This window comes from Rahnella sp. PCH160, from assembly GCF_047784855.1.
Lineage (GTDB): Bacteria > Pseudomonadota > Gammaproteobacteria > Enterobacterales > Enterobacteriaceae > Rahnella.
In genome coordinates, this window is record NZ_JBLOGT010000001.1 from 1060833 (window position 1) to 1081024 (window position 20192).

General features: G+C 52.2%; 21 protein-coding genes. 12 read left to right on the plus strand and 9 right to left on the minus strand.

Annotation, left to right across the window (positions count from 1 at the left end; genetic code table 11):
* Positions 1 to 220 precede the first annotated feature (220 nt).
* Together kbl and tdh are read left to right on the plus strand one after the other, a co-directional pair.
* Positions 221 to 1417, plus strand: coding sequence for a glycine C-acetyltransferase (gene kbl, locus ACM5QY_RS04860; protein ID WP_416119475.1), 1197 nt, complete (start codon positions 221 to 223; stop codon positions 1415 to 1417).
* A gap of 9 nt (positions 1418 to 1426) precedes the next feature.
* Positions 1427 to 2449 (plus strand): L-threonine 3-dehydrogenase, encoded by a 1023-nt coding sequence (gene tdh, locus ACM5QY_RS04865; RefSeq protein ID WP_416119476.1) that lies wholly within the window; start codon positions 1427 to 1429, stop codon positions 2447 to 2449.
* Between the two features lie 57 nt (positions 2450 to 2506).
* On the opposite strand, the gene ACM5QY_RS04870 is transcribed toward tdh, so the two are convergent.
* From ACM5QY_RS04870 to gpmM, 3 genes are all read right to left on the minus strand, one after another.
* Complete coding sequence (locus ACM5QY_RS04870; RefSeq protein WP_416119478.1) at positions 2507 to 3481, minus strand: divergent polysaccharide deacetylase family protein; 975 nt, start codon at positions 3479 to 3481, stop codon at positions 2507 to 2509.
* A gap of 2 nt (positions 3482 to 3483) precedes the next feature.
* Positions 3484 to 4749: a murein hydrolase activator EnvC gene (envC, locus tag ACM5QY_RS04875; protein WP_416122816.1), complete on the minus strand. Its 1266-nt coding sequence runs from the start codon at positions 4747 to 4749 to the stop codon at positions 3484 to 3486.
* A gap of 172 nt (positions 4750 to 4921) precedes the next feature.
* On the minus strand, positions 4922 to 6466 hold the full coding sequence (gene gpmM, locus ACM5QY_RS04880) for a 2,3-bisphosphoglycerate-independent phosphoglycerate mutase (RefSeq protein WP_416119480.1): 1545 nt from the start codon (positions 6464 to 6466) through the stop codon (positions 4922 to 4924).
* 304 nt (positions 6467 to 6770) lie between these two features.
* Between gpmM and ACM5QY_RS04885 the strand changes: the two genes are divergently transcribed.
* The 5 genes from ACM5QY_RS04885 (at position 6771) to cysE (ending at position 9971) form a co-directional block, all read left to right on the plus strand.
* A complete protein-coding gene (locus ACM5QY_RS04885) occupies positions 6771 to 7202 on the plus strand; it encodes a rhodanese-like domain-containing protein (RefSeq protein ID WP_416119481.1) in 432 nt (143 codons plus the stop codon).
* Positions 7203 to 7255: 53 nt separating this feature from the next.
* Positions 7256 to 7507 carry a glutaredoxin 3 gene (gene grxC / locus ACM5QY_RS04890; protein ID WP_416119482.1) on the plus strand — a complete coding sequence of 84 codons (252 nt, stop codon included), beginning with the start codon at positions 7256 to 7258 and terminating at the stop codon, positions 7505 to 7507.
* Between the two features lie 64 nt (positions 7508 to 7571).
* Positions 7572 to 8042 carry a protein-export chaperone SecB gene (gene secB, locus ACM5QY_RS04895; protein ID WP_013577602.1) on the plus strand — a complete coding sequence of 157 codons (471 nt, stop codon included), beginning with the start codon at positions 7572 to 7574 and terminating at the stop codon, positions 8040 to 8042.
* Positions 8042 to 9061, plus strand: coding sequence for an NAD(P)H-dependent glycerol-3-phosphate dehydrogenase (gene gpsA, locus ACM5QY_RS04900; protein WP_416119483.1), 1020 nt, complete (start codon positions 8042 to 8044; stop codon positions 9059 to 9061). Before secB ends, gpsA begins: the two co-directional genes overlap by 1 nt.
* Positions 9062 to 9149: 88 nt before the next feature.
* Positions 9150 to 9971: a serine O-acetyltransferase gene (cysE, locus tag ACM5QY_RS04905; RefSeq protein WP_101079904.1), complete on the plus strand. Its 822-nt coding sequence runs from the start codon at positions 9150 to 9152 to the stop codon at positions 9969 to 9971.
* A gap of 59 nt (positions 9972 to 10030) precedes the next feature.
* Here cysE and trmL read toward each other — a convergent pair whose 3' ends face one another.
* The 3 genes from trmL to cpxR are packed head-to-tail and all read right to left on the minus strand — an operon-like array spanning position 10031 to position 12610.
* Complete coding sequence (gene trmL, locus ACM5QY_RS04910; protein ID WP_101079903.1) at positions 10031 to 10504, minus strand: tRNA (uridine(34)/cytosine(34)/5-carboxymethylaminomethyluridine(34)-2'-O)-methyltransferase TrmL; 474 nt, start codon at positions 10502 to 10504, stop codon at positions 10031 to 10033.
* A 37-nt stretch (positions 10505 to 10541) separates the two neighbouring features.
* Positions 10542 to 11912, minus strand: a complete 1371-nt coding sequence (cpxA, locus tag ACM5QY_RS04915; protein WP_416119484.1) for an envelope stress sensor histidine kinase CpxA — start codon at positions 11910 to 11912, stop codon at positions 10542 to 10544.
* Positions 11909 to 12610 (minus strand): envelope stress response regulator transcription factor CpxR, encoded by a 702-nt coding sequence (gene cpxR / locus ACM5QY_RS04920; RefSeq protein WP_120133127.1) that lies wholly within the window; start codon positions 12608 to 12610, stop codon positions 11909 to 11911. The genes cpxA and cpxR overlap by 4 nt, the downstream gene beginning before the upstream one ends.
* A gap of 150 nt (positions 12611 to 12760) precedes the next feature.
* Here cpxR and cpxP point away from each other — a divergent pair, with 150 nt between their 5' ends.
* The 3 genes from cpxP (at position 12761) to ACM5QY_RS04935 (ending at position 15786) form a co-directional block, all read left to right on the plus strand.
* Positions 12761 to 13270: a cell-envelope stress modulator CpxP gene (gene cpxP / locus ACM5QY_RS04925; protein WP_416119485.1), complete on the plus strand. Its 510-nt coding sequence runs from the start codon at positions 12761 to 12763 to the stop codon at positions 13268 to 13270.
* A gap of 345 nt (positions 13271 to 13615) precedes the next feature.
* Positions 13616 to 14602 carry a 6-phosphofructokinase gene (gene pfkA, locus ACM5QY_RS04930; RefSeq protein WP_104923983.1) on the plus strand — a complete coding sequence of 329 codons (987 nt, stop codon included), beginning with the start codon at positions 13616 to 13618 and terminating at the stop codon, positions 14600 to 14602.
* A 194-nt stretch (positions 14603 to 14796) separates the two neighbouring features.
* Positions 14797 to 15786 (plus strand): sulfate ABC transporter substrate-binding protein, encoded by a 990-nt coding sequence (locus ACM5QY_RS04935; RefSeq protein WP_416122817.1) that lies wholly within the window; start codon positions 14797 to 14799, stop codon positions 15784 to 15786.
* A gap of 65 nt (positions 15787 to 15851) precedes the next feature.
* On the opposite strand, the gene tpiA is transcribed toward ACM5QY_RS04935, so the two are convergent.
* Positions 15852 to 16619: a triose-phosphate isomerase gene (gene tpiA, locus ACM5QY_RS04940; protein ID WP_104923984.1), complete on the minus strand. Its 768-nt coding sequence runs from the start codon at positions 16617 to 16619 to the stop codon at positions 15852 to 15854.
* Between the two features lie 127 nt (positions 16620 to 16746).
* Positions 16747 to 17325 carry a DUF1454 family protein gene (locus tag ACM5QY_RS04945; protein ID WP_416122818.1) on the minus strand — a complete coding sequence of 193 codons (579 nt, stop codon included), beginning with the start codon at positions 17323 to 17325 and terminating at the stop codon, positions 16747 to 16749.
* 182 nt (positions 17326 to 17507) lie between these two features.
* On the opposite strand from ACM5QY_RS04945, the gene ACM5QY_RS04950 reads away from it, so the two are divergent.
* Entirely contained in the window at positions 17508 to 17936 is a 429-nt protein-coding gene (locus ACM5QY_RS04950; protein ID WP_416119486.1) for a DUF805 domain-containing protein, read from the plus strand.
* 7 nt (positions 17937 to 17943) lie between these two features.
* Here the strand turns inward: ACM5QY_RS04950 and fpr are convergent, their stop codons facing one another.
* Entirely contained in the window at positions 17944 to 18690 is a 747-nt protein-coding gene (gene fpr, locus ACM5QY_RS04955) for a ferredoxin--NADP(+) reductase (protein ID WP_416119487.1), read from the minus strand.
* A 308-nt stretch (positions 18691 to 18998) separates the two neighbouring features.
* Between fpr and emrD the strand changes: the two genes are divergently transcribed.
* Positions 18999 to 20192, plus strand: coding sequence for a multidrug efflux MFS transporter EmrD (gene emrD, locus ACM5QY_RS04960; protein WP_416119488.1), 1194 nt, complete (start codon positions 18999 to 19001; stop codon positions 20190 to 20192).

The window sequence follows — 20192 nt, forward strand, 5'->3', positions numbered from 1 at the left end:
AAGAGCCGCGCACCATGCACAGCCTATACAGTGGGTAATATCATAACACTTCATTATGAAGCTCACATTGGGAAGGTGTCCGATAAGACGCATTCTTGTGTTTCAGGTGGTAAGCCGTGAACTATGCTGCAAAACTAAGATATTGTGAGCGGTTCCATCGTTATTTTGCAGGCAGATTAGTAAGGTATTCCGTGAATGAGTCATTTCAGGAGAATACTGTATGTCTGTTTCGTTTTATCGCCAGTTAGAAGATCAGCTTGACCAGGCGAGGGCTGAAGGGCTGTTTAAAGAAGAACGCATTCTGACCACGCCTCAGCAGGCCGAAGTGTCCGTCGCAGGCGGCAAGCCGGTCATCAATTTTTGTGCGAATAACTACCTCGGGCTGGCAAATCATCCGGAATTAATTCAGGCCGCAAAAGCGGGGCTCGACAGCCACGGTTTTGGCATGGCGTCGGTACGTTTCATTTGCGGAACGCAAGATACTCACAAAGAACTCGAACATCGCCTGGCAGATTTTCTGGGGATGGACGATGCCATTTTGTACTCCTCGTGCTTTGATGCCAACGGGGGCTTATTCGAAACCCTGCTCACCGAAGAAGATGCCATTATTTCTGATGCGCTGAACCACGCGTCGATTATTGACGGCGTGCGTTTGTGCAAGGCTAAACGTTATCGTTATGCCAATAACAATATGGCCGAACTTGAGGCTTGTCTGTCGCAGGCGAAAAAGGATGGCGCGCGCCATATTCTCGTGGCGACAGACGGCGTGTTTTCGATGGACGGCGTTATTGCCAATCTGAAAGGTGTTTGTGATCTGGCGGAGCGTTTCGATGCGCTGGTCATGGTGGATGATTCCCATGCCGTCGGTTTTGTTGGCGCAGAAGGACGGGGAACGCACGAATATTGTGACGTCATGGGCCGCGTGGATATTATCACCGGAACGCTCGGCAAGGCGCTGGGCGGTGCATCCGGTGGCTACACCGCCGCGCGTCAGGAAGTGATCGACTGGCTGCGTCAGCGTTCCCGCCCTTATCTTTTTTCAAACTCATTAGCCCCTTCGATTGTTTCCGCCTCCCTGAAAGTCCTGTCGATTCTGGAAGCCGGCAGCGAACTGCGTGAAAAGCTGCTGAGCAATGCAAAACTCTTCCGGGAAAAAATGACCGCTGCCGGTTTCACGCTGGCCGGAGCCGATCACGCCATTATTCCCGTGATGCTCGGCGAAGCGCGGCTGGCACAGGAATTTGCCGCGCAGCTTCAGCAGGAAGGCATTTACGTCACCGGCTTCTTCTATCCCGTGGTGCCGAAAGGGCAGGCGCGTATCCGCACACAAATGTCTGCCGCGCACAGCACGGAACAAATCGAAAAGGCGGTGAGCGCCTTCACCCAAATTGGCAAAAAACTTGGCGTGATCGCCTGAGGAGTACCTGTGAAAGCCTTAGCAAAACTGAAACGTGAAGAAGGCATCTGGATGATCGACGCGTCGGTGCCGGAGATGGGACATAACGATTTGCTGATCAAAATCCGTAAAACCGCCATCTGCGGAACGGATGTGCATATCTATAACTGGGATGCCTGGTCGCAAAAAACCATTCCGGTACCGATGGTGGTCGGGCATGAATATGTCGGCGAAGTCGTGGGGATTGGTCAGGAAGTGAAAGGTTTTAGCATCGGCGACCGGGTTTCCGGTGAAGGACATATCACCTGTGGCCATTGCCGGAACTGCCGTGGTGGTCGCACACATTTATGCCGCAATGCACAGGGCGTAGGCGTTAACCGGCCCGGTGCTTTTGCGGAGTATCTGGTTTTGCCTGCCTTTAATGCTTTCAAAATCCCGGACAATATTTCCGACGATCTGGCGGCCATTTTCGACCCCTTGGGCAATGCTGTGCATACCGCATTGTCATTTGATCTGGTCGGTGAAGATGTCCTGATCAGCGGTGCAGGCCCGATTGGCATTATGGCGGCGGCAATTTGCAAGCATGTGGGTGCCCGGCATGTGGTGATCACGGACATGAATGAATATCGTCTGGGACTGGCCCGTAAAATGGGCGTGACCCGCGCGGTGAATGTCAGCCAGCAGAGTTTGCAGGACGTCATGGAAGAACTGGGCATGACCGAAGGTTTTGACGTGGGTCTCGAAATGTCCGGCGCACCGGCGGCGTTTCGCAGTATGCTCAACGCCATGAACCACGGCGGGCGTATTGCGATGCTGGGTATTCCGTCGACCGAAATGGCGATCGACTGGAATCAGGTCATCTTCAAAGGGTTGTTCATCAAAGGGATTTATGGCCGGGAAATGTTTGAAACCTGGTACAAAATGGCGGCGCTGATCCAGTCAGGATTAGATCTCACACCGCTGATAACGCACCATTTCCCGATTGATGATTTCCAGAAAGGCTTTGATGCGATGCGTTCAGGGCATTCAGGAAAAGTGATTTTGGACTGGTAGTTTTAAACGGGTAGCACAGATATGCAGGGCCTCCCGCGTTCAGGAGGCTCTGAGATATTATTTCTGAGGAGCAGCAACCGGCTCCACTTGCGCGGCGGCCGGTTTATCAATAAAACTCACCAAAACCCCATACTGGCGTTCCACGAACTGGACGGCTGGCAGTGATTGCAGGCTTTCTCCCACGACGCTAAACAGGCTGCCGGCATAAACTGGCGGCGCAGGATGTTTAAACCGGCACTGACTGATCCCTTTGCGTGATAGCTTGGCTGGCGGGATAATCACCGGTTTACCTGACGGTGCAGCGCGCTGCGCTTCATCTAACAAATCACTCGGGCGCACCAGCACAATATCGGACGGCAAGTTCGGCAGCATTTGTTGCAGCACTTTCACCGTGGTCGGGTGCGGGTGCCCGATGGCAATCGCATAACCATTTTTGCGGGCCAGCTGAATCGCACGCTCAAACTGGCGGCGGATTTCGGCTTCGTTCTGCACATCATCTAAAAAGACATTGCGCTTGATGACTTTCACGCGGGTGCCCTGAGCGGCTTTAACCGATTGAGTATTGCCGATCGTCATGCTGTCGAGGAAGAACAGGTTATGGGCGTTCATGGCCTGCATGACGTTTTCCATGCCTGTCAGGCTGGAGGTCATGGCGCTGCCCATGTGGTTATTGATGCCGATAGCGTAAGGGATATTGCTGATGGCCTGATCGACAATGCGCTTCACTTCCGCCGCACTCATGGACGGCGTCAGCGTATTTTTTTCCAGCGGCTGTTTGCTCAGCGGCGCCATCGGCAGGTGGATCAGGATTTCACGTCCCTGCTGATGGGCTTTGTTCATCATCATTTGGGAATCTGGCGCATTGGGGAAAATCGCCACGGATACCGCTTTTGGCATCTGAAGTACCTGGTTTTCCTCATGCTGGCGATAACCAAAGTCATCAATCAGGATGGATAACTTCGCTGCCTGAACCTGACAAACGAAGAACGCAGTACCACAAAGGGCAGCTAAAACGGACTTTTTATATCGCAATGCTATCTTCCCAACCACGGCTGTGGATTAACGGCCTGGCCCTGACGACGAATTTCAAAATACAGCGATGGCTGGCCCTGTCCGCCGCTGTTTCCTACTTTAGCAATGGCCTGGCCGGTTCTGACCTGATCGCCAACACTGACTAACGCATCCTGGTTGTATCCGTACAGGCTCATATCGCCTCTGCCGTGATCGATGACCACAACCAGCCCGTACCCTTGTAACCAGTCAGCCAGAATGACGCGACCGTCGGCAATCGCCCGGACGTCGCTGCCTTCTCTGGCTGAAATAACAATACCTTTCCAGCGTAGTTCACCCTGAAGTTGTTCGCCGAAACGGTGTATCAACGAACCGTTAACCGGCCACATATTCTGACCAGACGGCCTTCCAAGCCCACCGGTTCGCGCCATCAGAGACTGTTCACTTTGGGTCGGTTTATAGGTGGTGCCGGTTTTCTTGGCCTGCTGCTCTTTCGCCCGGACGGCGGCGGCTTCGCGCGCTTCCTTCTCGGCACGGGCTTTTGCAGCGCGTTCAGCGGCGGCAATTTTATTCTGCAAACTGGCTTCGTTAGCACGCAACTCTGTCAGGCTTTGTTCGTCTTTTTGCAAAGAGGATTCCAGCGCCGTCAGCGTTTGTTTTCGCGCCGAACGGGCCTGTTCAAGTTTTTGTTGCTGGGTTTGCTGCTCGCCTAACAAGCTTTTTTGCTGAGTTTCCTTCGATTGCAGGGAAACCCGCTGCTCTGCCAGCTTAGTACGCGTTTGTTTGAGTTCTTCGATGGTTTTCTGGCGGGCTTCATTCAGATAGCCAAAATAGGCCATGATCCGTTCGCTGCGTTCGGTTTCTTCACCACTTAACAGCAATTGCAGGCCTTTGTGCTGGCCGATACGGAATGCCGCATCAAGCTGCTTTGCAAGAATGGCTTCCTGCGTTTTCTGCTGTTTTTGCAGTTTATCGATGGAGGCATTCAGCCCGGCGATATCTTTGTTGAGCGTCGCAAGGGTCGACTGTGTCCCGCGCAACTGGCTGCTGGCCGACGCGATGGTTTTTTCCTGCACCTGCAACTGTTGCAACAACGTTCCGCGTTGCTGTTTCTGCTGCTTTACGCTTTTCTCTTTTTCCGCAATGTTCTGCTGGATGGTTTTGAGCTGATCTTTGTTTTCGTCAGCGTGCACACTCACGGAGAGAGTTAACAATGAAGCGCAAAGTAATAAGGCTGGAGATGGGAAAGCAGATACGACCTTGTCCGGAGCGGAAAGGCGGGTTCTCATCAGGCTGAAATGAATGAATTTGCTCAAACTTTTTTCCGCTTGTCGACCGTGGATGATAGACAATATGGCTGTCCCTTATCTTATCGTAACACTAATCAACCGGCTGATGCACAAACAAAAAAGGCGTACCAGCCTGCGCTGATACGCCTTAAATTCGCGGTCTTAACGGAAATTAGCGTGCAATAAACAGGGGTTTGCCGCTCATTTCAGCCGGGATTTCCATCCCCATCAGGGAGAGCATGGTCGGCGCAATATCAGACAATTTCCCGCCTTCGATTACTTGTGCGTTGCCGCCCACATATATCAGCGGAACCGGCAGGCTGGTATGCGCTGTGTGCGCCTGGCCGGTTGCCGGGTCACGCATTTGCTCTGCGTTACCGTGATCGGCGGTGATAAGCAGTTGCCCGCCAACCGCTTTAACCGCATCCACAACCTGAGCAACACATTGATCCAGTGCTTCTACCGCGTTGACGGCAGCGTCATAAACACCGGTATGGCCAACCATGTCGCCATTCGGGTAGTTACAGATGATCGTGTCATATTTGCCGCTGGCAATCGCGCCCAGCAACTTGTCTGTCAGTTCTGCTGAGCTCATTTCCGGTTGCAAATCATAGGTCGCGACGTTCGGTGATTTCACCAGAATACGGTCTTCACCTTCAAACGGATCTTCCATACCGCCGTTGAAGAAGAAGGTGACGTGAGCATATTTCTCAGTTTCGGAGATACGAAGCTGAGTTTTCTTATGTGCCATCAGCCATTCGCCCAGCGTGTTTTTCAGTGATGCAGGTGGATACGCGCAGGCTGCTTTAATATCAGCGGCGTATTCGGTCAGCATGATGAAATCGCCGAAGTTGATGACTTTTTCGCGGGCAAACCCGTCGAAGTCCGGATTGATGAAGGCACGGGTGATTTCACGCGCACGGTCAGCACGGAAGTTCATGAAGATCATCGCGTCGCCGTCATTGATTGCCGCATTTTCTTCGCCGGCAGCCTGCAACACAGTTGGTTTCACGAATTCATCATTTTCGTCACGGGCGTAGGCGGCCTGTAAGCCTGCCAGTGCGTTATCCGCGGTGAATGCACCTTTGGCCTGAGACATCAGGTCATAAGCCAGTTGCACGCGATCCCAGCGATTATCACGGTCCATGGCGAAGTAACGGCCCACGATAGACGCGATACGCCCGGTGCCGATTTCTGCAAATTTCTCAGAGAAACGTTTTAACGCGGCTTCGGCGCTGCGCGGAGGCGTGTCGCGGCCATCCAGGAACGCGTGCAGATAAATCGCTTTCGCGCCACGGCGGTGAGCCAGTTCAACCATCGCCATGATGTGATCTTCGTGACTGTGAACGCCGCCTGCGGAAAGCAGACCCATAATGTGAACGGCTTTGCCTGCACTGATTGCGCGATCAACCGCGCCGGTCAGTACGCTATTATTAAAGAAGTCGCCTTCTTTGATTTCTTTATCCAGACGGGTGAGATCCTGATAAACGATACGGCCCGCGCCTAAATTGACGTGGCCCACTTCGGAGTTGCCCATCTGGCCATCAGGCAGACCCACGTCAAGGCCTGATGCGGCAATCAGGGTATGCGGCTGAGTCGCCCACAGCTTATCCATGACCGGGGTTTTTGCATTCAGAATCGCGTTATCCTGTTGTTCTTCGCGAAATCCGTAGCCATCAAGAATAACCAGAACCATCGGTTTTTTATTGCTCGACATGTCAATTGACCTCAATTTGAAAGATGAAATGCTCAATAGGCTCGCCAGCTCGACGTGAATAAACTGGCGTGGCTACGTGCATTTAAGCGGGCTGATTTTACCCCAGCGCTGAAAGCGGAATAGCCGTGGGAGATCAAAGATGGAGCGCGGTGGGCGTTAACTTCGGCATAAAGGCGTGTTAATTTTTCGGGATGTGCCGCAGTTTGTGGCATTAGCCCGCGCATACTGGCTGTATTTGCTCCGACGCGCAGGTATACTCTGAGGCCTTGAATTTTCCCCCAACTGACGGGAGTTGCTACACCCCATGCAAGATATTATGCCATTCATCAGTGCGCATCCGGTTCTCAGCCTGGCGTGGGTTGCGTTACTGATTGCAGTAATTGTGACCACCTTTAAAACACGTTTTTCTAAAGTGAAAGAGATCACGCGTGGCGAAGCAACCCGCCTGATCAACAAAGAAGATGCTGTTGTTGTCGATGTTCGCGCGCGTGAAGAATTCCGCAAAGGCCACATCGCAGAATCTCAAAATGTGCTGAGTGCAGACATTAAAAACAATAACCTGGGCGAACTGAGCAAGCATAAAGCACAACCGGTTATCGTTGTTTGCGCCACCGGCCAGACTTCCCGTACGGCGGCAGAAGGCCTGATCGCGGCTGGTTTCGAACGTGTTTACACGTTAAAAGAAGGTATCAGCGGCTGGAGCGGTGAAAACCTGCCTTTAGCACGCGGTAAGTAAGATTCAGACCCCGTCGCAACGGCACTAAATTCTACGACTCAGAGGTGGAACCCATGGCTAAAATTGAAATCTATACCAAGGCAACCTGTCCTTATTGCCATCGTGCAAAAGCCCTGCTCAATAGCAAAGGCGTTTCATTCAATGAAATCGCTATTGATGGTGACGCAGATACGCGTGAAAAAATGATTGCCCGCAGCGGTCGTTCGACTGTTCCTCAGATTTTTATCGACGGACAGCACGTGGGCGGTTGCGATGATTTACATGCACTTGATGCGCGTGGTGGCCTTGACCCTTTACTGGGTTAATGCAGAAAGCCGCGTATTTTCATTAAGTGTTTAAAAGGACTATTAACTCGAGGGTACTACTCACATGTCAGAACAAAATAACACCGAGATGGCTTTCCAGATCCAACGTATCTACACCAAAGATATTTCTTTCGAAGCGCCAAATGCTCCTCAGGTTTTCCAGCAGGACTGGCAGCCGGAAGTGAAACTGGATCTTGATACGGCTTCCAGCCAGCTGGCTGAAGGCGTATATGAAGTCGTCTTGCGTGTGACCGTAACTTCTTCACTGGGTGACGAAACTGCATTCCTGTGCGAAGTTCAACAGGGTGGTATCTTCACTATTTCCGGTATTGATGGCAACCAGATGGCACATTGCCTGGGTGCATACTGCCCGAACATTCTGTTCCCGTATGCGCGTGAGTGCATCACCAGCCTGGTTTCACGCGGTACCTTCCCGCAACTGAACCTGGCACCTGTTAACTTCGACGCTCTGTTCATGAACTATCTGCAACAGCAAGCTGAAGGCGAAGGTGCTGAACCACATCAGGATGCCTGATGAAAACCGTCAATGCGTCAATGACTCTTATCGGTGCCGGATCTTACGGCACCGCTTTAGCGATTACTCTCGCCAGAAATGGCCATCCCGTTGTGCTCTGGGGACACAATCCCGACCACATCAATGCCTTACAACAAGCCCGTTGTAATCAGGAATTCCTTCCTGATGTGCCGTTCCCCGATAATCTGCTGCTTGAAACCAATCTGTCCGTCGCGTTAGCAGCCAGCCGTAATGTGCTGGTTGTTGTGCCGAGCCACGTTTTTGGTGACGTCCTGCGTCAGCTGAAACCGCATTTGCGGGCAGATGCACGCGTAGTGTGGGCGACGAAAGGGCTTGAGGCGGAAACCGGACGCTTGTTGCAGGATGTCGCGCGTGAAGAGCTGGGTGATGCCATTCCGCTGGCCGTAGTTTCCGGGCCGACGTTTGCCAAAGAGCTGGCAGCAGGCATGCCGACAGCGATTTCACTGGCAGCCACCGACGCAAGCTTTGCGGAAGATCTTCAGCAGTTGCTGCATTGCGGCAAAAGCTTCCGTGTTTACAGCAATCCAGATTTCATCGGTGTACAGCTTGGCGGCGCGATTAAAAACGTCATCGCTATTGGTGCCGGTATGTCAGATGGGATTGGCTTCGGTGCGAATGCCCGAACTGCGCTGATTACCCGTGGTCTTGCCGAAATGACCCGTCTGGGCTCCGCACTGGGTGCTGATCCTGCGACATTTATGGGCATGGCGGGGCTGGGCGATTTGGTGTTAACCTGCACAGACAACCAGTCACGTAACCGTCGTTTCGGCATTATGCTGGGACAGGGCAAAGATGTTCAGACTGCTCAGGACACCATCGGTCAGGTTGTTGAAGGCTATCGCAACACGAAAGAAGTACGGGCGCTGGCTCAGCGTAATAACGTTGAGATGCCTATTACGGAACAGATTTACCAGGTGTTGTACTGCGGTAAAGATGCCCGTGAAGCGGCCATCAGTCTGCTTGCCCGTGCGAGCAAGGACGAAAAACACAGCCACTGAAAGGCGACATGAAGCATAGCCACCTTGTTGGGTTTCCCGACAGGGCGGCTTTTTATTATTAAAACCTGCTAAGTCGTAAGGAAAAGTGATGTCGCTAGAAGAATTAGAACTGGTCTGGAATAACATTAAATCAGAGGCGAGAGCACTGGCTGAGTGTGAACCGATGCTGGCCAGCTTTTTCCATGCGACGTTACTCAAACATGAAACGCTGGGCAGTGCGCTGAGCTATATTCTGGCTAACAAGCTGGGAAACCCAATCATGCCGGCGATGGCGATTCGTGAAGTGGTTGAAGAAGCCTACCGTAACGATGAGCAAATGATCCTCTCCGCTGCCCGCGATATTCTGGCGGTACATCAGCGTGATGCGGCGGTCGACAAATTTTCCACGCCATTGCTTTACCTGAAAGGTTTTCACGCGCTTCAGGCGTATCGCATCGGTAACTGGCTGTGGAAGCAGGATCGCAAAGCGCTGGCGATTTATTTCCAGAATCAGATTTCTGTCTCCTTCGGCGTGGATATTCACCCGGCGGCGCGTATTGGTTGCGGCATCATGTTTGACCACGCCACCGGTATTGTTATCGGTGAAACGGCCGTGGTTGAAAACGATGTGTCGATTTTGCAATCGGTCACGCTCGGGGGAACGGGCAAAACTGTCGGTGACCGTCATCCGAAAATTCGTGAGGGCGTAATGATCGGCGCGGGCGCAAAAATCCTCGGCAACATCGAAGTCGGTGCAGGGGCAAAAATCGGGGCGGGTTCTGTGGTATTGCAGTCCGTTCCTGCGCACACCACGGCGGCAGGTGTTCCGGCTCGTATTGTCGGGCGGCCAGAAAGCGAACGACCATCGATGGATATGGATCAGCATTTCAACGGTATCGCGCAGGGTTTTGAATTTGGCGACGGTATCTGACAGATTTCCGATGGCATGTTCTTGCATGCCATCGTTCACTTCATCATTTCCTTTCCGGCTTACTCTTTGAGTAAAGCTCCCGGATATCCCAGCTGGCGCCAGGCCTCATAAACCACGACAGATACAGCATTCGACAAGTTCATGCTGCGGCTTTCTGCGAGCATCGGAATACGAATCTTATGTCTGGCAGGCAGCGCATCCAGAATCGTCGCGGGCAGGCCGCGTGTTTCCGGGCCAAACAGCAGGAAATCATTGTCCTGATAGCTGACGGCGCTGTGAGCGGGCGTACCTTTGGTGGTCAATGCAAAGAGGCGCTGCGGATTTTCGCTGCTGAGAAAGGCGTCGTAGTTTGCGTGATGCTTGATGTGAGCGAATTCGTGATAATCGAGCCCGGCACGGCGCAGACGCTTATCGTCCCAGCCGAAACCCAGCGGTTCGATAAGGTGAAGCTGACATCCGGTGTTGGCACACAAACGGATAATATTGCCGGTATTTGGCGGGATTTCTGGTTCAAATAAAACGATGTTAAGCATGCGTCCCCCTGATAGAGGGACGCAGAATAGCAGAAACTCAACGCTGGTGCAGCGGCAGCCAGATAATCAAACGAAGGCCACCCAGCGGGCTGTCCTCGGCTTTAACCTTGCCTCTGTGCTGCTGAACGGCGGTATCCACAATCGCCAGTCCGAGGCCGGTGCCGCCGGATTCGCGATCGCGTGCTTCATCAGTCCGATAGAATGGACGGAAAATCTGTTCGCGATCCTCTTCACTGACACCGGGGCCGTCGTCATCCACGGTGATGGTGATGCCGTCGTTATCGTGAGCAAAATTCAGCGCGATGTGATGATGTGAATAACGCAGAGCGTTACGCACAATATTTTCCAGTGCACTGTCGAGCGCAGCCGCATTACCGATGAGCTTCCACGGGCCCGGAGGCGAGGTCACTTCAAGGGTTTTGCCCATCTGCTCGGCTTCAAACTGCGCATCATCAATTACGCCAGCCCACAATTCATTGGCCTTGAGGGTTTCCCGCGACAGCTCATTCTTGTGCTGACTGCGCGATAATACCAGCAGGTCGTTGATCATGCCGTCGAGACGTTGCGCCTCATTTTCGATGCGCTGCAACTCTTTGCCTTCACCGTGACGACGGCGCATCAGCGCGGTTGCCAGCTGAAGACGCGTCAGCGGAGTCCTGAGTTCATGTGAGATATCCGAAATCAGCCGTTGCTGCGCAGTCACCATGCGTTCGAGCGCGCTGACCATCTGATTGAAACTGGCACCGGTCGCGAGGAATTCCTGCGGCCCGGATTCGAGCTCAGGATGTTGCTTGAGATTCCCCCGTGCGACGTCATCTGCGGCGTTTTTCAACTTACGTGCAGGTTTCGCCAGACTCCATGCCAGCCAGAGCAGAAGCGGGGCGCTGATCAGCATCGTGACGATTAACAGCAGTAAAGGTCGGTCAAACATCAGATTGATGAAATCAGACTGAGAGCTGCTGGCCGGACGCATCAGGTAAAGCTGATAGTTGTCTTCGCCGTCACGAACAGAAAAAGGCCCCACCATTTCGACGCGGCCATATTTCTTTTTCTTCGGACGATCGGAGTTGTCAGACTGACCGATGAAGTTACGCACAATCTGCATTTCATTGCGCTGCGCACCGATGACGCGGCCTTCGCTGGTGACCAGCAACAAACGCTGGCCCGGCGGCGCCCACTTATCGATCGCGCGGAACAGCCTGCGCCACCACATCAGGTCATTGGCAGGATCGGTGGCGAGTTCGGCTTCGACATGTTGTTCTATCATCAGACCTTGCCGCTGTTCGTTATCGAGCAACGGCGTAATCTGGCGTGAATCGAGTTTCGGCACCATCAATACCAACATCAGCACCAGCGCTAATGTGAACCAAAAAATGGCAAAGATACGTGCCGTAAGGCTGTTTATCATGAAGCAGAAACCATCAGGTAACCGCGTCCACGCAAGGTTTTAAACCACGGATGCCCGTCCTGACGATCGGGCAATTTACGGCGCAAATTGGAGATATGCATATCGATAGCACGGTCAAACGGCGTCAGGCGTTTGCCCAGCACTTCCTGGCTCAGATGCTCGCGTGAAACGACCTGACCGAGATGTTTTGCCAATAAATACAGCAGGGTAAATTCGGTGCCGGTTAAATCCAGCGCTTCGCCATTAAAACTGGCTTCCTGACGACCCGGATTGAGTTGCAGTCCGTCGACTTCCAGCGTTGGCGAGCCATTGTTTTCATTGGTTTGTTGCTGTTCGCTCCAGTTGGAGCGGCGCAACATAGCGCGGATACGCGCAACCAGTTCACGGTCGTTAAACGGTTTTGGCAGATAGTCATCGGCGCCCAGTTCGAGGCCGAGAACGCGGTCTAATTCACTGCCACGGGCGGTCAGCATAATCACCGGCGTCTGGTGACGCTGGCGTAATTCTTTAAGGGTTTCAATGCCGTTTTTCTTCGGCATCATGACGTCAAGCAGCAAAAGGTCGATGGTATTATCGACTTTCTCTAATGCCTGCTCACCGTCGTAAGCAACCACAACATTAAAGCCTTCCATTTCGAGCAATTCTTTCAAAAGTGAAGTCAGTTCACGGTCATCATCAACTAACAAAATTTTATTCATTGTATTTACCTCTAGACGCAAAATACGTCATCAATTGCCGCTATTCCATGACTTTACGTACTTTTACAAGCACTGACGCTTGTTTGCAGCAGCAGGTTTAGACTGCTTTTAATGATTCGCGATAAGCGATAAAGACTTCAGGAGTATGTGATGTTTAAGGCAGCTTCAATGGGTTTGGCCACGCTTCTGACGCTGAGTTCAGGTGTCGTTTTAGCAGATGGCGCAAAACCAGTGTCGGCGATGCCAGCAGAACATGATAGCACGTTGTTGGATAAGCCTCAGGAACGCAACACACTGTTTGACGGTGTGAATCTGACAGAGCAACAGCGCCAACAAATGCGCGACCTAATGCATCAGGCCCGTAAAGATTTGCCTCATGTAAATGTAGAACAAGTCGAAACTATGCACAGGCTGGTGACCGCTGAAAAATTTGATCAGGCCGCTGTAAGGGCCCAAGCCGAATTAATGGCTCAGGAACAGGTGGATCGCCAGGTTGAAATGGCCCGCATCCGCAACCAGATGTTTAACCTTCTGACGCCTGAGCAAAAATATGTACTGAACCAGAAGCATGAGCAACGCATGAAAGAAATGCAGGCACAGCTTTCCGGATTACAACCCCCTTCTGCCCAGAAGACGAGTAGTACCAGCACGACCGAGTAAGATCCCTGTTTTTCCTTGCCATAGACACCATCCCTGTCTTCCCCCACCGAAAGGTGGGGTTTTTTTTGTCCGCAATTTGGAATTGTTTCAAAAATCGGGAATTAACAAGATGGAAATCTGCACGTAACCAACCGGAAATATCTTGTAAAAGCCGTATGAATCAGTAAATTGCGATGTACAGGGCGTTGTATGCGTGTTCTTGCTGACTTGAATCAATTCAGCTACGGTGTTTTGTTATACTATAGGCTCAAACGCTAATAAGCCCTTTGGCTGCATAAGTTAAATCCGCCCAACAGGCAGGCTCAAGATTCTTAAGAAATTGCATCTACAAGTTCAGAGGTAGTCATGATCAAAAAAATTGGTGTACTGACAAGCGGTGGCGATGCCCCGGGCATGAATGCTGCTATCCGTGGCGTTGTGCGTGCGGCTTTATCAGCAGGTTTGGAAGTTTTCGGTATTGAAGATGGCTACCTCGGCATGTACGAAAACCGCATGAGAGAACTCGACCGCTATAGCGTTTCAGACATGATAAACCGCGGCGGTACTTTCCTGGGTTCAGCGCGTTTTCCTGAATTCCGTGATGCGGACATGCGTAAAGTCGCCCTGCAGAACCTGAAAGATCGCGGTATCGACGGTCTCGTCGTTATCGGCGGTGACGGTTCTTATGCCGGTGCTGACCTGCTGACCAAAGAAGGTGGCATCCGTTGTATCGGCCTGCCAGGCACTATCGACAACGACGTTGCCGGTACTGACTACACCATCGGTTTCTTCACTGCACTGGGCACCGTGGTTGAAGCTATCGACCGCCTGCGTGACACCTCGTCTTCTCACCAGCGTATTTCTATCGTTGAAGTCATGGGCCGTTACTGTGGCGATTTGACTCTGGCTGCGGCCATTGCCGGTGGTTGCGAATTTATCGCCATTCCTGAAGTCGAATTCAAACGTGATGATCTGGTTGCTGAAATCAAAGCCGGCATCGCGAAAGGTAAAAAGCACGCTATCGTCGCCATCACTGAAAAGTTAGATGATATCGATGAGCTGGCTAAATACATCGAGAAAGAAACCTGCCGTGAAACCCGTGGCACCGTACTGGGCCACATCCAGCGTGGTGGCGCACCGGTTGCTTATGACCGCATTTTAGCGTCCCGCATGGGGGCTTACGCGGTTGACCTCCTGATGGAAGAAGGTCGTGACTACGGCAAAGGCGGTTACTGCGTCGGTGTTCAAAACGAAAAAATGGTTCACGAACTGATCTCCGTGTGTATTTCTCCGGAGAACAAGAAAAGTAAGTTCAAAGAAGACTGGTACGACACAGCGAAAAAACTGTTCTAAAAACAGATTGTTGCCTGACGCTAAGAACCTCCTTCATGGGAGGTTTTTTTTTGACCTGTTTCTGGTTATTCCAGAAAGTAATAGAAAAAAACCTTTTATTCTTTAGTTGTTTTCTTTTTCTCTGGCACGCTCTGTTCATCCGAACAAATTAATGAAATTCATAGAAACTATTTCTGGGAGAGAGTGCGATGCGTATGCGTAAATGGGGTGCAGGTCTGGCATTACTGTTGGTTGCAACCGGGGCGATTGCCAAAGATATTCAGATTCTGAACGTGTCGTACGATCCCACCCGTGAGCTCTATGAACAATACAACAAAGCATTCAGCAAATACTGGCAGGGTAAAACCGGTGATACCGTCACCGTCCGTCAGTCACATGGCGGTTCAGGCAAGCAAGCGACGTCCGTCATTAACGGTATCGAAGCGGATGTCGTGACTCTGGCGCTGGCGTATGACGTGGATGCTATCGCTGAACGCGGTCGTATTGATAAAAATTGGATTACCCGTCTGCCAGACAACTCTGCACCTTACACGTCGACCATTGTATTCCTGGTCCGCAAGGGTAACCCTAAACAAATTCACGACTGGAATGATTTGATCAAACCGGGCGTGTCAGTAATCACGCCGAACCCTAAAACGTCTGGCGGCGCACGCTGGAATTATCTGGCTGCGTGGGGTTATGCCCTGCACCACAACAACAATGACAAAGCGAAAGCTCAGGATTTTGTGAAAGCGCTCTATAAAAACGTGGAAGTGCTGGATTCCGGTGCCCGTGGCGCAACAAACACCTTTGTGGAACGCGGTATTGGTGATGTGCTGATTGCATGGGAGAACGAAGCTTTGCTGGCTACCAAAGAAGTCGGCAAAGACAAGTTTGAAATCGTGACGCCTAGCGAATCGATTCTGGCAGAGCCAACGGTTTCTGTGGTGGATAAAGTGGTTGATAAGCGTGATACGCGCACTGTGGCGGAAGCTTATCTGAAGTACCTGTATTCACCGGAAGGCCAGACCATTGCGGCTGAAAACTACTATCGTCCGCGTGATCCGGTTGTTGAGAAAAAATTCGATGCTGAATTCCCTAAACTGAAATTGTTCACCATTGGTGAAGTGGCCGGAACATGGGCTCAGGCGCAGAAAGATCACTTCGCGACTGACGGGATTTTTGACCAAATCAGCAAGCGTTAATCCTGCTTTACAGGCAATAAAAAACCCCGGGATTCCGGGGTTTTTTGTGCTCAGAAGAAACAGGCTTACGCTTGTTTTGCTTCTGCAGCCGCTTTAACGATCACCGCGAAAGCGTCAGCTTTCAGTGATGCGCCGCCAACCAGTGCGCCATCGATGTCTGGCTGGGTGAACAGTTCAGCCGCATTAGCTGCGTTAACAGAACCGCCGTACTGGATGATAACTTGTTCAGCAACTGCAGCATCTTGTTTCGCGATGTGGTCACGGATGAATTTGTGAACGGCCTGAGCCTGAGCCGGGGTCGCTGATTTGCCTGTACCGATAGCCCAAACAGGTTCGTAAGCGATCACTGCGCCTTCAAATGCTTTCGCGCCCAGAGTGTTCAGCACGGCGTCCAGTTGCTTAGCGCAAACGGCTTCCGTTTTACCGGCTTCGTTTTCTGCTTCAGTTTCACCGATGCACAGAACAGGGATCAGACCCGCTTCTTTCAGCACACCAAATTTCTTAGCAATGAATTCGTCGCTTTCTTTGTGATAAGTGCGGCGTTCTGAGTGACCGATGATGATGTATTTTGCACCGATATCTTTCAGCATGTCGGCAGAGATTTCGCCGGTGAATGCGCCAGACAGGTTAGCATCAACGTTCTGAGCACCCAGCGCGATACGGCTGCCGGCCAGAGCGTGTTTAGCCTGTGACAGGTAAACTTCTGGTGGAGCAATTGCAACGCCACAACCTACAACGGTGCTCAGCTCAGTACGCAGAGCAGCAATCAGTTCGTTAACCATGTGGGTGCTGCCGTTAAGCTTCCAGTTACCCATCACTAATGGATGTCGCATGTTTTTTCCTCCAAAAGGGGACGCGAGTGTCGATTAAAATTTCTGCCAAACAAGCAGATTACCTGTCCAACAGTATAGAGGTCATTGACCATAAAGGCTTTGCTTTTTGTCATTAAAAACCGTCATCTCAGGGCTCAGCCAGCGCCAGTTTTACCGGCTCAACGGCAAACGTCAGGCCTTTTTCGCCATTGTCTGAAATCACGAAACGCACCGCCCCGACTTCCTGTTTATAAAATTGCTGACCTTTCCCTTTTTCAATCAGGGATGTCACTCTCGCCAGACTTTGTTCAGGGGAAAGCGTGGCATCAAACTGGCGCATCAGGTTTGCCATATAGCGGACAGCCAGCGTGCGTGCGGCCTTTTCTTCGGGGCCCTGAATCGGCAAATAGGTAATTTGCAGCGTTTTGATTTTGCCGGTGCCTTTTTCCAGCGCGGTGGAGGCATAAAGATTTTCGTTAATTTTGCTGGCTGCGCGGGTCAGCGAGCTGTTGGCGGGTTCAGTGATTGCGCGAAATTCGCCAATCTGCTGGGTCGGATTCGCTTCATTGTATTTGGCGCGGAAGTTAATCAGCGTCGTTTCGAATGTCGGTGCGCCTGCCAGAAGATACGGGGCTTTCGGCATCTCTTCTGCGCCGGAATGGTCCGCCGGCGGATCGGCAAGGGCAGTGTTCTGGCCCGCGAGAATCAGCAATACGGGCAAAACCATCTGTAAAATCGATTTAGCAACAGTCATAGGGCGTTTCTTATTTTGTTTCAACAGACCGATTAAAGCGGTGATCGGGGGGCAATGTCAAAAGGAGTGCGTAAACATTCTCGCGCCATTGCGCATCAGGTACACTCGCTCTGTTTTAACATTTTCCTCTCATTGTTTTAGGGAACCGACGTTCAATGACGTTACAGCACGCACTGTTTTCTTTTAACGGCCGCCTGGGCCGCCGCGATTTTTGGCTCTGGATGATCAGCTGGCTGGTTCTGATGGTCGCCGATTTCTTCTTTGCCGCGCAACTTTGGATTACCTATCAGACCGCCGGTTTCGCGCTGGTGGTTTTATTGTGGCCAACAGCAGCTGTGCTGGTGAAAAGGTTGCATGACCGTAATAAATCAGCCTGGTGGGCGCTGTTGTTTGTGTTGGCCTGGATGCTGGTGGCCGGAAACTGGGCCGCCGCGATGCCGCAGACGTGGAGCTGGGTATTAGGGCGGCTGGCGCCTTCGGTGATTTTCATCATGCTGATTATCGACTGCGGGGCTTTCGTGGGGACACCGGGCACAAATCGTTTTGGCCCGGAACCGGAAGACGTCAAATTTAAATCCGCATAAAACACGCTTACCAGTAATGTTCGCTGGTCATGTGGCCCGGTTTGCGTTTGAGATGTTTACGCATGCCGTGCAAGTCTTTCAGCACCTGCTGGGTATCACGAACCATCTGCGGGTTCCCGCAGAGCATGATGTGGCTGTCGTCCGCGTTCATCTTCAGGCCGACAGCCGCTTCCAGCTTGCCGCTTTCAATCAGCGCCGGAACACGGCCGGTCAGCGAGCCTGAAATCTCTTCACGGCTGACGACGGTCTGAATGTGCAGTTTGCCTTCATAACGCCGCTGTAATTGCTGCATCAGCGGTAAATAGCTGAGATCGGCGGCAAAACGCGCGGCGTGAACCAGCACGATATTTTTAAAACGCGCCAGCCCGATTCCTTCCTGCAAAATCGACAGATAAGGCCCGATGGCGGTGCCGGTTGCCAGCATCCACAGGGTGTTGCATTCCGGAACTTCATCAATCACGAAAAAACCGGCGGCTTCTTTGGTGACATGAATTTCGTCACCGGGCTGCATCACGTGCAGGCGCGGGCTGAGTTTTCCTTCCGGTACGTTGACCAGATAAAATTCCAGGTCATTGCTCGAAGGCGGATTAACGTAAGAATACGCGCGCTGAACCCGTTCGCCATCGATTTCCAGAGAGAGTTTGGCAAACTGACCTGCGGTAAAAGAGTCGACTGGCGCATTGACCGTGATGCTGAACAAATTGTCCGTCCAGTGCTCAACTTTTTTGATTTTTCCCGTCACCCAATCAGCCATAAAAACTCCCGTCGTTTCTGATTTCGTCATGCATAGCGAATTTATGCGCTGATTTTATTTCAAATTTTTCGGATCGCTTATCGGTTAAATGTTATCAGCCTGTTCTGCGTCCGTTAGCCGGTATCGATTTCTGTACATTCTGCGTTACAGATCTGGCTCCTGCCGCTGCCAGCAAAATATCAGGAGAGTTTGTCTCAACCCTCGCTTATTCATCTGAATTTGTTAACTTATGCGCCGCCGTATTATCGGCGGTTTTACTGGTTATTTGTTCTGCACATTCCCAACCTTATCTGATAACGAACTGAAAAATGAAAAATATGGAAAATATTCACCTGCTTGTGATGCTGATTTTGCTGGTGGCGGTCGGTCAGATGGCGCAGACCATTTATGTGCCGAACATCGCCGATATGGCGACCAGTCTGGCCGTCAAACCGGGGTCAGTACAGCGCGTTATGGCCGCTTATTTGCTGACCTACGGCGGCTCGCAGCTGATTTATGGCCCGTTGTCCGACAATGTGGGCCGCAAACCGGTGATCCTCACCGGCCTGATGATTTTCCTGGTTGGCGCAGCAGGCGCGATGATGTCTTCCAGCCTGAATATGCTGATTGCCGCCAGCGCCGTGCAGGGGTTGGGCACCGGCGTGGCGGGCGTGATGGCGAGAACCATGCCGCGCGATTTATACAGCGGTGGTGCTTTGCGCCACGCCAACAGTTTGCTGAATATGGGGATTCTGGTCAGCCCGCTGTTAGCGCCGGTTATCGGCGGGGCGCTGGCTGCGTGGTTGGGCTGGCGGGCGAGTTTCGGTTTCTTACTGATTTTGTGTGCAGGCGTCGCGTTTTCGATGTACCGCTGGTTGCCGGAAACCCGCCCGGAATTTACCGCTGATCATCCGCCTCGCAAGATGCTGAGCAGCCTGCGTTTATTGCTGGCAGACGCTAATTTCAGCCGTTATCTGGTGATGCTGGTCGGCGCGCTGGCGGGCGTGGCGGTTTTTGAAGCCAGCTGCGGCGTGCTGATGGGCGGCGTGTTGGGGCTGAGCGGTGTGATGGTCAGCATTCTGTTTATCCTGCCGATCCCGGCCGCGTTTTTTGGTGCCTGGTATGCCGGGCGCACGGAGAAGAGCTTCCAGCAACTGATGTGGCATTCGGTTATCAGCTGTCTGCTTGCGGGGCTATTGATGTGGATCCCAGGCTGGCTGGGCATTATGAATATCTGGACGCTGATCGTGCCAGCGTCTTTGTTTTTCTTCGGCGCAGGCATGTTATTCCCGCTGGCGACGACCGGCGCAATGGAACCATTTCCGTATCTGGCGGGTGCGGCAGGGGCGCTGGTGGGCGGTTTGCAGAATATGGGGTCAGGGCTGGTGGCGTGGATGTCAGCGATGTTGCCGCAAACCGGTCAGTTCAGTCTGGGTCTGCTGATGTTTGCGATGGCCGTGCTGATTTTGTTGTGCTGGTGGCCGATGTCGAACCGCAGTCAACATGAAGGTCACGTGGTCTGA

Bases quoted from the DNA above. Each gene is read 5' to 3' on its own strand.
- pfkA (WP_104923983.1), top strand. From the start codon at position 13,616: ATGATCAAAAAAATTGGTGTACTGACAAGCGGTGGCGATGCCCCGGGC.
- ACM5QY_RS04945 (WP_416122818.1), bottom strand. From the start codon at position 17,325: ATGGTTTTGCCCGTATTGCTGATTCTCGCGGGCCAGAACACTGCCCTT.
- cpxR (WP_120133127.1), bottom strand. From the start codon at position 12,610: ATGAATAAAATTTTGTTAGTTGATGATGACCGTGAACTGACTTCACTT.
- ACM5QY_RS04885 (WP_416119481.1), top strand. From the start codon at position 6,771: ATGCAAGATATTATGCCATTCATCAGTGCGCATCCGGTTCTCAGCCTG.
- cpxA (WP_416119484.1), bottom strand. From the start codon at position 11,912: ATGATAAACAGCCTTACGGCACGTATCTTTGCCATTTTTTGGTTCACA.
- fpr (WP_416119487.1), bottom strand. From the start codon at position 18,690: ATGGCTGATTGGGTGACGGGAAAAATCAAAAAAGTTGAGCACTGGACG.
- cysE (WP_101079904.1), top strand. From the start codon at position 9,150: ATGTCGCTAGAAGAATTAGAACTGGTCTGGAATAACATTAAATCAGAG.
- envC (WP_416122816.1), bottom strand. From the start codon at position 4,749: ATGAGAACCCGCCTTTCCGCTCCGGACAAGGTCGTATCTGCTTTCCCA.
- gpsA (WP_416119483.1), top strand. From the start codon at position 8,042: ATGAAAACCGTCAATGCGTCAATGACTCTTATCGGTGCCGGATCTTAC.
- emrD (WP_416119488.1), top strand. From the start codon at position 18,999: ATGAAAAATATGGAAAATATTCACCTGCTTGTGATGCTGATTTTGCTG.
- tpiA (WP_104923984.1), bottom strand. From the start codon at position 16,619: ATGCGACATCCATTAGTGATGGGTAACTGGAAGCTTAACGGCAGCACC.
- cpxP (WP_416119485.1), top strand. From the start codon at position 12,761: ATGTTTAAGGCAGCTTCAATGGGTTTGGCCACGCTTCTGACGCTGAGT.
- trmL (WP_101079903.1), bottom strand. From the start codon at position 10,504: ATGCTTAACATCGTTTTATTTGAACCAGAAATCCCGCCAAATACCGGC.
- ACM5QY_RS04935 (WP_416122817.1), top strand. From the start codon at position 14,797: ATGCGTAAATGGGGTGCAGGTCTGGCATTACTGTTGGTTGCAACCGGG.
- ACM5QY_RS04950 (WP_416119486.1), top strand. From the start codon at position 17,508: ATGACGTTACAGCACGCACTGTTTTCTTTTAACGGCCGCCTGGGCCGC.
- gpmM (WP_416119480.1), bottom strand. From the start codon at position 6,466: ATGTCGAGCAATAAAAAACCGATGGTTCTGGTTATTCTTGATGGCTAC.
- grxC (WP_416119482.1), top strand. From the start codon at position 7,256: ATGGCTAAAATTGAAATCTATACCAAGGCAACCTGTCCTTATTGCCAT.
- kbl (WP_416119475.1), top strand. From the start codon at position 221: ATGTCTGTTTCGTTTTATCGCCAGTTAGAAGATCAGCTTGACCAGGCG.
- secB (WP_013577602.1), top strand. From the start codon at position 7,572: ATGTCAGAACAAAATAACACCGAGATGGCTTTCCAGATCCAACGTATC.